Here is a 16,976-nt window from a genome sequence, read left to right on the forward strand (position 1 = left end):
CGCGCGCCCGTGTATCCGGGGAGCTGCGGTGATCCCGGTCGCCGAGACGGTCGGCCGGGTGCTGGCAGCGCTCGGGGTCCGGATCGTCTTCGGCGTGGCCGTGGACGACTGCCCGCTCACTCCTGCCCTGACCGCGCATGGCATGCGGGTGGTCGCCGCCCGGCACCCGAGCGGGGCGACGACCATGGCCGAGGCCTACACGCGGACCAGCGACGAGCCCGCGGTGCTGGCCATCTCGCAGGGGTCGGTTCTGACCAGTGCCATCACCGGCATCCTGGAAGCGGCCCACAACCGTACGCCCCTGCTGGTCCTCGCATGTGAGACGACCGGCGGCCACAGCGGCATGGCCCGACAGGCGGCGTTGCTGACCGCCGCCGGGGCGCTCATCGAACCGGTCATCGACGCGGCCGAGACGGTCAGCGTCGTCGCCTGGGCCCTGCACGCGGCGCGCACGCAGCGCCGCCCGCTGGTGCTGACATTGGCGCGGGAGGTGGTGGCGGCCTCCTGCCCGCCTCCGCCGGACGACCTGCTGGCCTCGCTCGGCGACCTGCGAGCTCCTGCACTTCGGGTGCCGGATGCCGAGACGGTCGCGCGCCTGGCGGACCAGCTGACCGCCGCGTGCCGGCCGGTGTTCATCGCCGGGCGCGGCGCCCGGCACGCCGGGCGGGAGCTTGAGGAACTGGCCCAGCGCACGGGCGCGCTGCTCGCTACGTCCGCCGCGGCGCACGGCTTGTTCGCCTCCAGCCCGTGGAATCTCGGGATTGCCGGCGACTGGTCCACTCCGGCGGTCGCCGACCTGATCCACGATGCCGACGTCCTGATCGGCTGGGGGTGCTCGCTGCACGAGCGGACCACCCGCCGCGGCGCCCTCATCGCATCCCGCGCCCACGTGACGCAGGTCGACCTCGACCCAAGCATGCTCGGCGTCCATCGCGCCATCGACCTCGGCGTGGTCGGCGACATCGCCGCTACGGCCAGCGCCCTCCTCAAGAGACTCCCCTCGACCCGTACGGGCTACCGCACCGAAGAGATCCGCCGCCGCATCAACGAGCAGTCCAGCTGGCACGACGTCGGCTACCAACCGATCAACATCGACGGCCGCATCGATCCCCGGACGCTGTCGCAACTGCTGGACGCGCTGCTGCCCGAGGAGCGGACGCTCGTCGTCGACCGCGGCGACTTCATGAGCTACCCGATCAGCCTGCTGCGGATCCCCGACGCGCAGGGGTTCTGCTCCTGGCAAGCCTTCGAGGAAGCCGGGCTCGCCCTGGTCGGCGGCATCGGGGCGGCGCTGGCCAACCCGGACCGGCTGACTCTGGCGGCGCTCGGCGACACCGGCGCGCTGAGAGCGGCCGCCGAGTTGGAAACCGCGGTACGGCTCGCGCTGCCCCTGCTGATCGTCGTCTACAACACCAGCGACGACGGCCCGTACAGGCTGGTCGACCTGGCGGCGCTCGCGACCGGCTATGGCTGCGCGGCGACAGTCGTCCGGCAGGGCCGGGATCTGAAGGCGGTTCGCGACTGGATGGCCGGGCCATGCCTGGGACCGCTGCTGCTCGACGCACGCATCGCCTCGGTGCGGCTGCCCGACACCAGCTCCTGGAAGGAGGCTTCATGACGACCTTCTACGTGCTGGACCAGCTCGGTACGTCGTCCGCGGCCCGACTGAGCCAGATCGATCTCGCCCCGGAAGGGCTTCCATCCCGCCATCTGACGGGCGGCTGGTGGCAAGCACCGGCCGACGGCGCTCCGCATCCACTGCACAGAGCAGCCGGGCGAGCCGCCCGCCGCCAGCGGGAGCTGCTCAGGTACCTGTGGAACACCGACGTGCCGGTGGCCGACGTCGTGTGCGAGCGCGACCTGCGCCCCGGCCACGAGACCGTGACCGCCTACAGCGGGCTCCGCCTGCGCGATGCCGTCCATCACGTGTTCATCGGCGGCACCCCGCCCGCCGACTCGAGAGTGGACGATCTGCACGAGGTGACCGTCATCTCGGGCGGATGCCACTTCAGCACGCGCGCCGCCCGATTGGTCACCGAAAGCGGCCGCAGCGTCCCCATCACCTCGCTGCGCCGCGATCAGGTCGGCGAACCGGTCGTGGGGCTGCGGCTGGACGACGACCTGACGGTCTCCGAGGCCGAGACCGCGGCCCGGCTGCCCGCCGTGGGCGCGGGTGTGTTGTCACGTGTCCCGCCCAATGTTCCGGTCCGGGTGGTGCTGGATGTGCCGGATGCCGCCACCGCCCTGACCTTGCTGCAGGCCGCGCAGCACGGTGAAGTCCCGGCGGGGCTGCTGCTGGAGTGGTGCGAGGCGGTCGCCGCCCGCCATCCCCGTCTGGCCGGCCTGCACGCCGAAAGCTGGCGAGCCGCCCTTACCTACGCACCACGGGTCCGGCCGGTGCGGGTGGAGGGCTCGGCCGAGCTCGAAACCGTCGGCGCCTACCTGCGGCACGCCCTGAGCTGTGGCCGGGTCCCGTCGACCGCGGAGCTGGTCGACCTCGTCGCGGCCCAGGACCGGCTCTGGCGGCTGCTCGTGCAGGTCGCCCCGCCCACGACCCCGGTCGAGCTGGCCGAGCTCAGCTACGTCGCCGCCCAGCTGCGCGCCGCCGTCTCCACGCCGCACGCTCCGCGGCTGGCGATCGCGGTGGAGAACGTCTATGAGACCAAGATCCAACAGCGCTCCAGCGCCTTGGCCCGCGCCTTACGCGCCGAAATGCCCAACGCCCGGTTCCCTCTGGTCGGGCTCTACCCGCTGGGTCGGCTCTGGGTCCGTGACACCGACGGCGCCATCCGGCTGAACCTGCACACCCACGACCCCGGCCGATGGGCGGTTGACGAGCACGGCCACAAGATCGACCTGATCCAGCTCGCCACCGGCCTGTATACGGCGGCGACCCGTCCGCTGGCAGGTCATGGATGAACGGCGTGCGATCACCGTCCCGGTCATCGCGAAGCCGGCCGGTACCCCTTTCATTCCAGGAGAGCCGATGTGGCACTCGCTATCGGACGACGCCCGCGAGGTCATCGAGGACCTGCGGCACCGCTACGGCGACCGGCTGTACGACTACCTGCGAACCGTGCTGAGCTCCGGCGAGGCCCGGCTCGCCCTGGCCGGCACGCTGGTGTCGGCCTGCGTGCACGCGGAGCGCGTGGCCGACGATGAGCACCTGCGTGCCTGGCTGTACGGGCTGGCTCGTGCGCACCGTACCTTGGCCGTCCAAGAGGGCTCTGCGTCGCACCTGGACCGGAACGGGCCGCTCGGTGAGGCGTTGGCCGAGCTGTCACCAGGCCAACGCGAAGTGCTCGATCTGGCCGTACGGCATGAGCTGTCTGACATCGAGATCGCCTTGATCTTCAACGTCGGCGCGGTCCAGGTTGAGACCCTTCTAGCCCAGGCACGCGAGCAGGTGGCGGCATGGCTTGCGATGAACGCCGCCGGGGCTGACCTGGCCCGAGACGTACCGATCCTGGCCGCGCCGGACACGCTGACCGATGAGCTGCTCCTGGCCAAGCCGCTCGGCGAAGAGGAAGCACTGTGGCGTGCGGACGAGTTTCCGGTTCAGCCATCGCTCCTGCCCGATGCTCGGCACACGCCCAGCATCCGGCTCCCGGCTGCGGCCGACGACCGGCCGTTTCGGAACTGGGAGCAAGGCAGCGAGCATGTGGAGGAGTTCTGGCGGCGGCGCCCGGACGAGGCCGATCCCGAGGCCCGCCTGTCCTTGCGTCCTGTGGTGCCGGCGCTGCGGGTCTGCATGATGGTCGTCGGGGCGGTCGCGGGTGTGTCGCTTATCGGCATGGCCTGGTCGGGACTGCACTCAGCCCGCCAGGGACCACCCTCGGCTCCTGGGGCTGAGACGATTACCCTGATCGCCACGCATCCGCCGTTCGAACCGGCGGTCGAAGAGCCGCCCCTTGTGGCGACGTCCGCGCCCGTACCTCACCGCACCGGGTCTGCTTCGGACGATCGCGCCAGTGCCAAGCCCAGCCCCGCCGTCACCCGTACGGCCGATCCGGATCGGGCAACTGGGCGTACCGGCGGGCAGGAGCCGACAGGTCGCGCCACCACCACGAGCAGTCGCCGGTTGCCCAAGCCCGCCGCGCCATCCGCGCGGGTCTTCCCGACCGGCATCAGCCTGGGCGCGGCGCGGACGGGCTCGTTCACCATCGAGTTCTCTCCGGGCGGCGGCCGCGTGGTGTCGGCCTCCGCCAGTGACGGCATGGTGGTCGACGGAACCCGCTTCATCGTTAGCGCGCCACAGGCCAAGCCGGGCTGCTCCTCGTCGAGAGGCGCAGGGACGATCACGCTCACCTGGCGCGCCGCCAACACCGGCGACGGCAGAATCTCGGCCGGCACCACCACCGCGAGCGGTACGGCCACGGTCCACGTGAGCTGGACCATCGCGGCTGACAAGGGCGTCTGGATACCCACCGGCAACCACGTCGGCGACGGCCAGGGCCACTGGTCGAACTGCCCCCACGGCTGACCCTCTTCGAACGCCCTCCCTGGAGCATCCCAGATGAGACAGTTCTTCTCCGGCATCACCCGGCGAGAAGCGCAGTTCACCGTGGCCGGCAGCGTGCTGGCGCTCGTTGTGTGCATGCCACTCCTGGCCAGGGCCGACCCCGGCGTGATCCCCGGCAACAACCCAGCGGACTCCGGCGCCGAGCAGGCCATGGACGTACAGCGTGGCGATTCCTGCCGGGACCTGCTGCCTGCTGATACTCCGACCCACGTGGTCTGCCATTGGCTGACCCCACCGCAAGACGCCGCCGAGGTCGCCGCGTTCTGGGCCGCCGATGGCGGCGCCAACCTGGAGGCCGCCGAGCCGCTGTCCACCGCCTCCGCCACGGTGCGTCCCAGCCCTCGCCGATCGGCCACGACGAGTTCGACCTCGGCCCCCACGCCGACGGCCACTCCCGTCGAGAGCAGGTCGCCCGACGCCACTGCGAGCCCTTTGGCGACAGAGCAGCCGGGCACCGCCGCGATCAAGGCCGCACGAGCGGCCGGGCTGCGCATCTGGGTGGAGAGTGACCTTGCGGACGACTATCTCGCCGGCGCCACGCGATTCCAGACAGCTCTGGACGCGCTCGCCGAGGCCGCCCGTCAGCCTGGCGTGATCGGCGTCAAGTTCGTCGACAACCTCGCCTACAGCGGGTTCACGAGCGCGGACGACGTCGAGGCCTTTCTCAGCCGCACCGTTGATGCTTTGCGCCAGGCCGTGCCCGGTAAGCGGCTCGCGATCGGCGTGGTGGTGCCCGAGCTGGGCTGCGGCGCGGCAACCGCCTGCGTCGCGGCTATGCGGGACAAGGCGCCGCTGGCCACCAAGAAGCTCGTCGAGCGCTACATCAAGGCGAGCGCCGTCGAGCAGGTGTACGTCTCCAACGGTTTGTTCGCTTCCGCCTACCACCAGCATCAGCTGCACGACCCGAAGACCGGCAAGCAGCAGCCCATCACACCCGCGATCGCCACCCGCGCCCAATGGCTGAGCATCAAGGCCCTCGACTGGGACACGCTGGCCCAGATCAGCTCGCGAGAGTACGGCCTGGCCCACAGCGGCCGCGCCGCCCCCTGGGACGACACCCAGGCCACAGCCCAGATCAACACCCGCATCGGCACCGTCATCGGACTGGGCGTACCCACGGTGACGCTGTGGGGGCACCACGCCGTCGACGGCGGCCGCACCTACCGGCTGCTCGACGCCGACCTGGCGGGCAACCCGCTCTGGTCGCAGCTGATCCGCCAGCAACTGCGCGAGCGGCTCTCGGTGGTGTTCGACCCGCGCTCCACCGAGCTCGGCATCCGGCAGGACATCGCCGCCCTCAGCAAGGCAGCCGGCGAGATCTTCATCCTCGTGTGAGCCACGTCGAAAGGGTGCAACACCTCATGCCGTCCGACCCTCCAAACCTGCCCGAAGGCCGCTTCGACGGCGACGAAGGCCCGGCCGCGTTCGCTGACGTCGGCGCCGGATACCCCGTCGAACTCGGCCCGGACAGGCGGAACCCGTCTGCGGACGGCGGGAAACCGGACGCGCCTCTCACGCCGATCAACACGCGCCGCCTGCACCACCCACCACCCGCACCTGCCACAGACGACGAGGACGAGTTCGAGCCGGCCCGCACCGACTGGCGCAAGCTCATGCCTCTGACATTCACCCTGGTCGCCGCCATCGGCCTCGGCACCTGGCTGGCCCTCGCCCCACTGGGACAGCACACCACCGAACCCGACGAGCCTTTCTCGTACGTGCAACGCACCCCGCCCACCCGCCACCCACCGACCACTGCCCAGCCCAGCCCCAGTCCGACCCTCAGCGCGACACGCACCTCGGCGTCCCCCCGCAGGACCGCCTCCACCAAGCCCCGCCCATCCCCCACCTCGTCGGCCAAGAAGCCCAGCAGGCGGCCATCCGACAGGCCTGTCAGGCGAGCATCCAGCAGGCCCGCCGTGACCGTCACCGAGACGGCACGTGCCGCACCCACCCGCACAGCCCGCACCCGTGCGCCCCGGCGCGGCGGGCCGGAGGAACCGCCGGGCACACTGCTCGCTCCGACCTGTCTGACCTGGGCCGAATGCCACGACGGACCTCCCCGGTGACGCCGATGACCACGGGGTTGGCCGGTAACGGCTGGCCGCAGTTCCCGCACACGGGCTTGCTCGTCGCTGCGGGCGCTGCCCTGATGGCCACTTCGGTGGCCGCCGTAGTCGTCCACCGCCTGCGTAATCCGCGTCGCCGTCAAGGGTTGGCGTTGTGGTGGCGGCTGCGTCTGCGGATGTATCCGGGCGCGGGCTTCGCTCGCCGTCTGGAGCTTTACCTGCACTACGGGCTGCCGGCCGCTCGCAAGGTCGCCCGCCACGCGCGCCCGTCGGTGCGGGGCTGGTGGCGGCGGCGGTTGCTCGCGCACAGCGAGATCGCCCTGTTCCTCGGCTGGGCGCAGGGCTGGATCTTCCGCATGCGTACGTACGCCACCTTCGAGGACGGCCTGCTGTGTCTGGCTCCGCAGAAGGAGGGTAAGACCGCTCACCTGGCCGGGCGCATCCTGGACGCCCCGGGCGCGGTGATCGTCACCAGCATCCGTGACGACATCGTCGGCCTGACCGCCGGGCTGCGCGGCGAGCGCCGGCGCGTCCACCTGTTCAACCCTGACCGGTTCGGCACCTGGGCCTCCACCGTCCGCTGGTCCCCCGTGGACGGCTGCCACGACCAGGCCACCGCGATCCGGCGAGCCGCGCACATGGTCGCCGCGGCGGAGACCGGCGGCGTATCCGACGAGGGATTCTGGACCAACCAGGCCGCGATGGTGCTGGCCTCACTCATGCACGCCGCCGCTCTCGAACGGCTGACGATGGAGCAGGTCTACGCCTGGGCGCTGGACGAGGACCCGACTCCGTTGAAGATCCTCACCCGCCTCCGTCCCGGGCTCGACACCGACCGCGCCGCCGCTCTGGTGCGTCGATATCACACCCTGCACGTCCGTACGCGCGACAGCATTTTCCTCACCCTCCGGCAGGTGTTGCGCTGTATGGACGACCCGGCCATCGCCCACATGATCTGCCCCGCTCCCGGCGAAGGGCTCGACCTCGATGAGCTGCTGCGGCGCCGGGAAACCCTGTACCTGATCGCCGGCGATGACGTCACCCCGGCCATCCCCGTGCTGTTCACCACCCTGGTCGCCGAACTCCACCACCACGCCCGCGCGCTTGCCTCCCGCCGCCCCGGACGCCGGATGGACCCGCCGGTGCTGTTCGTGCTGGACGAGGCTCCCGAGGTGTGCCCAATCCCCCGGCTTCCCGGCTGGCTGGCCACCGCCGCCGGCGCCGGCCTGGTCTTCATCGTCGCGGGCCAATCCCAGGCGCAGTTCCGCCAACGGTGGGGGCCTGAGGGAGCCCGAACCATCTGGAACAACGCCAAGGCCAAGATGCTGTTCGGCGCCACCTCCGACCCCGAAGACCTCAAGACGATGTCCGAGCTGTGCGGCGAGATCGCGATGCCGTACTGGGAGACCTCGGTCGACGGCTCGAGCCGGCGGCTGCGCACCCGCCGCTGGGAGAACGTGCCCGTGCTGCCGCCTGAGCAGGCTCGCCGGCTGCCGACCTGGCGGGCCCTGGTCCTGCGCCGCAACGCCACGCCGACCATCGTCCGTATTGAGCAGATCTGGAAGCGCGCTGACTACAAGCGTTGGCGCAAGAAGGGTCAGGTGCCGCTGCCGGCCCTGAAACCGTCGGCGCTCACCTCCACCGCTTGCCAGCTTCCTCAACCCCCGGCCACTATGAGCCGCCGCCCCCGTCTGGCTCGGCCGTGGCACGTCCGCGACGACGAACCGGACGACGACCGACAGTGACCGGCAGGCGCAATGACGGCGGAGACGACGCCCAGCCGGAGATCATCACCGGCCTGGCCGCCGAGCTGGAAGAACTCGCCCACACCGTCGCCCAATTGAACACGTCCCCCAGCCGATCCGAGCGCTCCAGCGGCAAGCCGCCCGGGGGAGCTCCGTGCCCCTGGTGCTGGCCCCGGATGCCGCATCAGGAGAAGGCCGAACGCCTGGCCGAACTGGCCGACTGGGTCCGTGACGTGCTGTTCGCCTGGCCCGACGCCCCCCGAGCCATCCTGAGCTGCTGGCCGCGCCACTGGGACGTCATCGAAGAGCTGTCCATGCTCTACTGCGCCTGGCGCACCGCCTACACCTGGGAGGGCGCCACCTCCAGCGACGCCGCCCACTATCTCGACCGGCTCCGGCCCAGCACCGTGGAACGCCTGCAGGTACGGATGCGTCCGTGCGGCCAGCACCACCAGCCGGACGGGTCACCGCGCGACGATGCCGGCATGGTCGACCGCACCATCACCGAGCTGAGCCTGCTGTAAAGTCCGCGAACAGGCGAGAAGTGCCGGTCCCCGCGTGCCATACCGCAAAGAGGCTACGCCCGCGACGCCCACCACAGCGTCGAGCGTGGGCTCCGGGCTCGGGCGGCCGATCAGATCACATCATTCGGATCCCATTGGAACACCTACCGAGCAGCTGAAAGACATGCGACCACCAGAACCCGGCCTTCCTTTTTCGGTAGATCACGTGGAGTGCGCCTATCTGCGGTAAGCGGCGTCCGAAACTATGCTGTGACCCATCTCACACATTCGGATATGCCGGATCCATAACTTCACGGTTGACCAGCATGCATGATCCCCGTCAGCCCACGGCTTCTGACTGAGGGTGTCGGGTAAGCGACACTCCCGTCGTTGACCGATCTTCGTTCGACGATCACATTCCTAGTGATCGTCTTATTGCTGCTTTATGACGCACACAAGACCCCTTCGTCGGGGTCTGCGTCAGCGTGCCCTCGAAGGGATCCGACATGCGCGGACGGTTCGCAGCGCTGCTCATCGGCCTGGCCTGCTTAATGCTGATCTCCAGCATCGGCGTGCCGGACGTGCTCATCCCGCAGGCAGCCGCGGCCGAACCAGATCCGGAACAGTCGGTGCAAGGGCGTGCCGTCCCCGGCAAGAAGGTGCCCAAGGGCGTCGAGGAGTCCGTGCCCGAGGTGACGCGCGAGAAGCCGGTCTGGCCGCAGGCGGGCACCGCCGAGGTGGATCTTGCCGAACCCGGGAAGGTGACGGCGGCCGAAAAGCTGCCGGTACGGCTCGGCCAGGTCAAGGGAGCCGGGCCGGCTCGGGTCAAGATTGAGACGCTGGCACCGGAAACGGTGCGCAAGCTGGGCGGCGTCGGCCTGGCCGCCCGGATCACCCGTACCGACGGGGAGAAGGCGGCGGGCACGGTGCGGGCGGAGTTCTCCTACGCCGCCTTCCGCGACGCCTACGGCGGCAACTTCGCCGGCCGCCTGCAGTTGGTCCGGCTGCCGGTGTGCGTGCTGCAGGAGCCGCGGCCGCGCTCGTGCGTGACCCGGCCACAGACCGTGCATGCGGTCAACGACGTCCAGACCGGCACGCTCACCGCCGAAATCGAAGCCGCACCCGCCGGCGCCACCCCCGCTGCCGCCGAACCTGTGACGGGCAAGGACAAGCAGGCGCTCGCCAAGGCCAGGACCGCAGCGCTGGAGGCACAGCTGGCCGCTGGGTCGGTGTATCTGCTGGCGGCCGGACTGACCGGACCGGACGGCAACTGGGGCGCCACCGATTTGAAGCCGGCGGGCACCTGGCAGGCGGGCACCTCCGGCGGCGGGTTCGACTACGACGTGCCGCTCCCCGAGGCGCCCTCCCCGGCCGGGAACGGGCCGGATCTGTCGCTGCAGTACGACGCCTCCTCGGTGGACGGGCAGGGCCGGTGGACCAACAACCAGTCCGGCGTGGTCGGCGTGGGCTGGGACCTGAACGCCGGGTTCATCGAGCGCCGCTACCGCCGCTGCTACGTGGACAACTGGTTCGACGACAACTCCGGCGAGCTGATCTGGTGGGCCGAGGAGCTCGGGATCGGCGGCGGGGCGCTGTGCTGGGAGTCACCGGACCAGAACGACGGCGATGCGGCCACCAACGACCAGACCCAGTCAGAGCTGGTGCTCTCGGCCGGGGGCCGGTCGGCCTCGATCGTGCAGGACCGGAACAGCGGCGCGTGGAAGACGGTGCCGGACTTCGGCTGGAAGGTCGAGCAGGTCGCCGGCGGCGCCGACGGGCAGCCGTACTGGAAGATCACCGACCAGGACGGGCAGGTGTGGCGGTTCGGCCACAACCGCGACGCCCAGTGGCAGACCCCGTACGTCGGCAACGAGCACGACCCGTACGTGGTGGCCGACGAGCCCTGCTACGCGCGCTACTACAACGACGAGATCCCGCCCACCTGCACCGGCGTGTGGCGGTGGAACCTCGACCAGGAGATCGACCGCAACGAGAACGTCATCGACTACTCCTACACCCGCGAGACCAACTACTTCTGCCTGCCCTCCTGCGGGCACGAGACCTACCGGGTGCTGCCGTACGACCGGGGCGGGTTCCTTTCGCAGGTGGTGTGGGGGCACAACACGCAGGTGGCCGGCAGTCAGCCGACCGCCCGCACGGTGTTCACCACGGCGGCGCGTGACGGTGAGGACGTGCCCACCGACCTGCACTGTGACGCCCCTGCCACCTGCGCCAACGACGCGATCGCGTTCTACTCCACCCGCAAGCTCACCGCGGTACAGACCGAGTCGCGCAACCCGGGCACCGGCGAGTGGGATCCGGTGGACCGGCTCGACCTCACCCACGAGTGGATCTACCAGCGCACCGACTTCGCCTGGGCTTATGACCAGGTGATGTGGCTGGACACCGTGCAGCAGACCGGCATGGCCACCGAGCCCGAGGTGATGCTGCCGCCGCTGGACTTCGACGCGGTGATGCTGGCCGGGAAGATGGACTACGACAACTGGTCGGACTGGACCGACTTCCTGTCCTGGCGGATGGTGCCGCGTATCGCCGCCATCGGCAACGGCATGGGCGGCCGGATCGAGGTCACCTACGGCCAGGCCGACCCGTGCGGCGGCGGCAAGGGCCGCGTCGGCGGCAACTACCTGACCGACAAGGTCGGCGACTGCTACCAGCTCGACATGGGCAGCGACCCCGACCAGGGATACGAGACCTGGAGCCGGTTGTTCAAACAGCTGGCCACCAAGGTGGTCGAGCGCGACATGGTGGCCGGCTCCCCGGACATGGTCCACCAGTACGAGTTCCTCGGCGGTCCCCGCTGGATCGACCCCAACCAGTACGCCGAGCCCGGCCAGGCCCCTGACAAGTCCGAATGGCGCGGCTACGGCCAGGTGCGCACCATCACCGGCTCCGGCAGCGACCCGGCCGGCTACACCGTCGGCACCCGCACCTTCCTCGGCGGCACCGGGCAGAGCGTCACCGACTTCGACGGCAACACCATCACCGACGCGCCGCTGCTGCAGGGGCAGGTGCTGCAGGAGCAGTCATGGAAGATGACCGCGCTCAGCCCGCGCGCCTACACCGAGATCGACTCCACCCGGTACGAGTACACGATCACCCCCACCGGCACCGGCACCGGGGAGCGGCAGATCGCCTTGGTGCTGGCGACCCGCGAACGCTCCCGGGAGAAGCTGAGCAACGGCAATTGGCGCTACACCGACGAACGCACCGCCTACAACAATGACGGCCTGCCGATCCGGGTCAACGACTACGGCCAGGAAGGCGTCGCCGCCGACAACACCTGCACCTCCACCACCTACGCCCGCAACACCGACGCCGGGCAGTGGATGACCGCCTTCCCCTCCGTGGTGGAGGAACGCGCCGGAGACAGCTGCACCAGCGGCACGCTGATCGGCAAGAACATCACCCTGTACGACGCGGGCACCAACCCGGCCACCAACAAGCCCAGCGACGGCAACCCGACCGAGGTCCGCGCCTACGCCGACGCCACCACGATCTCCACCGGCAAGGCGACCTTCGACGACTACGGCCGGCCGCTGACCGCCACCGACCCGCTCAACAAGACCACCACGACCACCTACAGCCCGGCCATCGGCTGGCCCGCCACCGGCGTCACCACCACCAACCCGCTCGGCCACGCGGTGACCGCGCGCCTGTCCCACACCCTCGGCGAGCCGGTACGGGTGACCGACGCCAACGGCAAGATCACCGAGATCGACTACGACGGGCTCGGCCGTACCACCGCATTGTGGAAGCCGGGCCAGCCGCGCAGCGGCGGCACCCCAAGCGCGACCGTCGCCTACGACATCCCGTTCGACGGCTGGCTCGGCCAACCCGACGAGCCGATCAAAACCACCGTCCGTGAGCTGCTGACCGGCACCACCTACACCAGCACGCACAGCTACGACGACGGGCTCGGCCGCACCCGCGAAGCCCAGACCGCCTCCCCTGCCGGCGGCCGGATCGTCACCGCCACCACCTACGACGCCCGCGGCCTCACCGCGGCGGTTTCCGAGCCCGTGCACAACGCCGACGATCCAGGCAGCGGACTACTCAACGCCGCGCTGACCGATCTGCCGCAGTGGACCAAGACCGTCTACGACGGCCAGGAACGCCCCACCGCATCGATCGCCTACCACCTGGGCACCGAACTGCGCCGCACCACTACCGCCTACCCGGGCAGCGAACGCACCGAGGTCACCCCGCCGTTCGGCGGCAAGACCGCCACCGTCACCGACGTGTTCGGCCGCGCCGTCAAGGTCGAGGAATGGTCGAACGCCAGCCAGCATGCCGACACCACCTACGGCTACGACCTGCGCGGCAACCTGACAACGATGACGGACGCCAACGGCAACGTCCGCACCTACACCTACGACTGGCTGGACCGCCGCACCACCGCCGACGACCCCGACGCCGGCACCTCCAGCTACGGCTACGACCTGGCCGGACAGCAAATCTGGAGCACCGACGGCAACGGCCAGAAGATCTCCAACATCTACGACGACCTGGGCCGCCGCACCAGCCAGTGGGCCGGCGAGACGGGCACCGGCACCAAGCTGGCCGAGTGGACCTACGACTCCGTCGCCAAGGGCCAACCGACTGCGGCCACCCGTTTCACGGCGGGGCATGCCTACACCCAGGCCGTCACCGGCTACGACAGCGACTACCGGCCCACCGTTAACACCGTCACCATCCCCGCCACCGAGGATGCGCTGGCCGGCACGTACACCTTCACCAGCAGCTACGACGCGGCCGGGAACCTGCGCCAGCAGGGCTTACCCGCCGCCGGAGGGCTGGCCGCCGAGACGCTCACCCACACCTACACCGACCTCGGCTTCGCCAAGGCCACCACCTCCGACCTGGGCGGCTTCACCTACGTCCACGACACCACGTTCACCCTGACGGGCAAGCTCGAAAGCCGCTCCCTGGGGGCGGGCGGACAGGTCAAGCGGGTCCTGGAACGAGACGCCACAACGGACTGGCTTTCCCGGGTCACCACGCAGACGAAGGCTGACACCTCCAGCCCGGACACCGTCCAGGATGATCGGTACGGCTACAACATCGCCGGCAACATCACCCGCGTCCTGGACGCCGCCTCCGCCACCGGCGGCAGCGACGGCCAGTCCGAGTGCTTCGCCTACGACGGGCTGCGCCGCCTGGCCACCGCCTACACCACCACGGCAGGCTCATGCTCGGGCAGCGGGGACAGTAACGGCCTCGACCCGTACGACCAGGCGTACACCTACGACAAGGTCGGCAACATCACCACCCTGACCGACAACGGCCAGGCCGCCACCTACACCTACCCCGCCCCCGGCGCGAACGCCGAGCGACCGAACGCGGTCACCGCCATCACCTACCCCGGCCGCACCGACACCTACGCCTACGACGACGCCGGCCAGCTCGCCGCCCGCACCGTCGACAACCAGCAGGCCACCTTCACCTGGAACCCGCTCGGCCAGCTCGACCAAGCCGCCATCGACGGCCAGGACACCGCGATGGTGTACGACGCCGCCGGCGAGCGTCTCATCCGCCGCGACCCCGACGGCAGCACCACCCTCTACCTGGGCGCGGTCGAACTCCGTCTGTCCGCCGGTCAGGTCACCGGCAAGCGGTACTACAGCAGCAGCGACGGCTCCCTGGTTGCTGTCCGCGAACCCGGCGGCGTCACCTGGATGCTGGGTGGCCTGCACGGCAGCACCCAACTGGCCGTCAACGCCACCACCGGCACCGTCAGCCGCGAGCGCTATCTCCCCTTCGGCCAGCGCCGCGGCTCCGACGACCTGCCCTTCACCGACCGCGGCTTCCTCGGCAAGACCGAAGACCCCTCCACCGGTCTCACTTACCTGGGTGCCCGCTACTACGACCCTGCCATCGCCAAGTTCATCTCCACCGACCCCGAACTCGACCTACGCACCCCCGAGTGGGCAAACGCGTACTCCTACGCCGCCAACAACCCCATCGACCAATCCGACCCCGACGGGCGTCGGGTGGACGCCGGCGGCGGCAGCTCAGATAAGAGCTACGGCTACTCCCGCGACAAGAACCGCCCGAACGCCAACCAGAACCTCGCCAAGACCCACCACGCCAGCGGCAAGAAGAAGACCGCCCGCGAACGCAAAATCCACAAAAAGCGCATCAAGGAGAATGAGAAGAATCGCCGAAGCAGAATACGCGAGCAAGCGCGGGACGCGCAGATCAGCGACAAGAAGGACGGCGAGGAAGAATTCCGTCGGCGGCAGCAACGTACCGACAAGGCGACGCTTTGCAAGCGGGATCCTGTTCACTGCGGAAGAGGGACCGTTCAAGAGAACGACGACGTAGCGACGATTGTCGGTGTCGCCACGGGAGTCGCCGGCGTCGCCAAGACGGTGATAGGAGCCATCGTCAAAACAGGCGCAAAAGCCGCATCGCGCGCAGGAACAAAGGAGGCCGCACAACAAGCTCGTGACGCCTTGGGGAATGAGCGCCGAAGGAAGCATGCCACTTATATCGGCGGCAGAGACAAGAAGGGAAACATCTACGCCGGATGTTCAAAGAACCCCACGGGCTGCGCCGAGGATGATGTGGCCAGGCAAGGCGCAACCGATTTCACCAATGCCTACGGTTGGCGCAGAAACAAGGTGACCGGCGAGCTGGAATGGACCCGGATTCCCACCTGTGTAAGATGTCAGGACAAGTACTCCAGGAACCAATTCCCCAAGGACAACACCTATGACCCGGGAGGCAGGTGGACACGATGACAGATCGACTTCTGTACAACGTAGAATTGGAGCGGCATGACTGGCCTGCTCTCACGGTGTGCGGTGGGACCGCGGTAGAGATTCCCCAGACGGTCGAAGCCATGCTCTCGTCGTCGGACGCCGACGAGGTCGAACGTCATTACTGGCAGCTGGAGAATCGCGCGGTGGTGCAAGGACAGCTTTACAGCTCAGCCCCTCCCCTCGTGTCGGTTCTCATCGCAGCCCTTCTGGGCGAGCTATCCAGACCGGCCAGGATCGGCGCTCTGGAGCTGCTGTATCAACTGGTGACGGGCACATCGCACCCGGAAGAGGCCGAGGCTCATCCGGACTTGGGTGATGAATGTCAGAAAAAGGCACGCGAAGGGCTGTGGGTACTGTACAGAGAGCTACTGCACGGCGAATCCGATGCCGCCAAAGACATTCTGGACGTGATTGAAACCGATCCAGGCCGTCTTCGCTTCTATCTCGCTCAACTCGTCCATGGATAGGTCATCTTCGGCGGGCACGACCTCCAGCGACGTCACCCCTTACCTCGACCGCCTCCGGGCCAGCAACATCAACGCCTGCAGGTACGGACGCGCCCCTGCAGCCAGCATCACCAGCCGGACGGGCCACCCCGCGACAACGCCGACACCGTCGAGCGCACCATCACCGAGCCGACCCTGCTGTGAACCAAGGCGAGAACTGTCGGCCCCCATCCGTACCGTGAAAGCCCCTGCTGGCGACGCCGAGAAGGACATGACCATGCCGGGTCCGGACGGATCCGCCGGTGCGTCCGCCCAGCTGACCCTGACCGTCGACGGTGATCGGCTGCGCATCGAGATGCGCGGCAACGACGCCGACGGCGGGCTGCTCGCCGACCTCAGCACGTCGGAGCGTCTGAACAGCTCGGCGTTGCTGGTCAGCGCCTCGCCGCCGAACTCGGCGACGAGCGCCGCCGCGCGGCCGGAGCCGGAGTCGGGCCGTCGACGGTACGCATCACGTTGCTGGGATGGGTCCGCTACGGCGGACGATCCCGACGCATGCGGGGATGGTTCGCTCCGCGACCCGGTCGGCGAGTTCCTGCCACTATCGGCCTCGCGTGCGAGGGTGGTCCCGGGTTCGTGCCGGTCTCCATTGATGGTGATTGGCGGGATCCGCCGACCGAGGAACGACAACAAAGGGCCAACCCAGGCGCGAGATCATCTTGCTTCCCTCGTGGGGGACCGTAGGGGGACCGGTAGTCCTGGACACCTCCTCCGCAACCGCTCTGCGTGGCACCAGAGCCGCGCTGGCCTCCGCGGCCGCGTGCGCTATCTCTGGGAGCACTGATGTGTAGATATCTGAAGTGATCAATTGACTGGAGTGGCGCAGCATCGACGACGTCGTCT

9 protein-coding genes are annotated in these 16,976 nt (G+C 69.3%); all 9 read left to right on the plus strand.

Annotated features, from left to right (window positions below):
* The first annotated feature begins 28 nt into the window (after positions 1-28).
* Positions 29-1,618 (plus strand): thiamine pyrophosphate-binding protein, encoded by a 1,590-nt coding sequence (locus tag KME79_RS37775; RefSeq protein WP_308249198.1) that lies wholly within the window; start codon positions 29-31, stop codon positions 1,616-1,618.
* On the plus strand, positions 1,615-2,919 hold the full coding sequence (locus KME79_RS37780) for a hypothetical protein (protein ID WP_219550294.1): 1,305 nt from the start codon (positions 1,615-1,617) through the stop codon (positions 2,917-2,919). Before KME79_RS37775 ends, KME79_RS37780 begins: the two co-directional genes overlap by 4 nt.
* Positions 2,912-4,483 (plus strand): RNA polymerase sigma factor, encoded by a 1,572-nt coding sequence (locus KME79_RS37785; protein WP_219550296.1) that lies wholly within the window; start codon positions 2,912-2,914, stop codon positions 4,481-4,483. The genes KME79_RS37780 and KME79_RS37785 overlap by 8 nt, the downstream gene beginning before the upstream one ends.
* 33 nt (positions 4,484-4,516) lie before the next feature.
* Positions 4,517-5,857 (plus strand): hypothetical protein, encoded by a 1,341-nt coding sequence (locus KME79_RS37790; RefSeq protein WP_219550298.1) that lies wholly within the window; start codon positions 4,517-4,519, stop codon positions 5,855-5,857.
* Complete coding sequence (locus KME79_RS37795) at positions 5,854-6,591, plus strand: hypothetical protein (protein WP_219550300.1); 738 nt, start codon at positions 5,854-5,856, stop codon at positions 6,589-6,591. The genes KME79_RS37790 and KME79_RS37795 overlap by 4 nt, the downstream gene beginning before the upstream one ends.
* A gap of 146 nt (positions 6,592-6,737) precedes the next feature.
* A complete protein-coding gene (locus tag KME79_RS37800) occupies positions 6,738-8,336 on the plus strand; it encodes a type IV secretory system conjugative DNA transfer family protein (protein WP_219550302.1) in 1,599 nt (532 codons plus the stop codon).
* Complete coding sequence (locus KME79_RS37805) at positions 8,333-8,860, plus strand: hypothetical protein (RefSeq protein ID WP_219550304.1); 528 nt, start codon at positions 8,333-8,335, stop codon at positions 8,858-8,860. The genes KME79_RS37800 and KME79_RS37805 overlap by 4 nt, the downstream gene beginning before the upstream one ends.
* Positions 8,861-9,345: 485 nt before the next feature.
* Positions 9,346-15,606 carry an RHS repeat-associated core domain-containing protein gene (locus KME79_RS37810; protein WP_219550306.1) on the plus strand — a complete coding sequence of 2,087 codons (6,261 nt, stop codon included), beginning with the start codon at positions 9,346-9,348 and terminating at the stop codon, positions 15,604-15,606.
* The gene (locus tag KME79_RS37815) at positions 15,603-16,094 is read left to right on the plus strand and encodes a hypothetical protein (protein ID WP_219550309.1); all 492 of its coding nucleotides are present in this window, start codon (positions 15,603-15,605) and stop codon (positions 16,092-16,094) included. Before KME79_RS37810 ends, KME79_RS37815 begins: the two co-directional genes overlap by 4 nt.
* Positions 16,095-16,976 lie beyond the last annotated feature (882 nt).

Origin of the sequence: Nonomuraea harbinensis (assembly GCF_019396385.1) — a bacterium.
GTDB lineage: Bacteria > Actinomycetota > Actinomycetes > Streptosporangiales > Streptosporangiaceae > Nonomuraea > Nonomuraea ferruginea.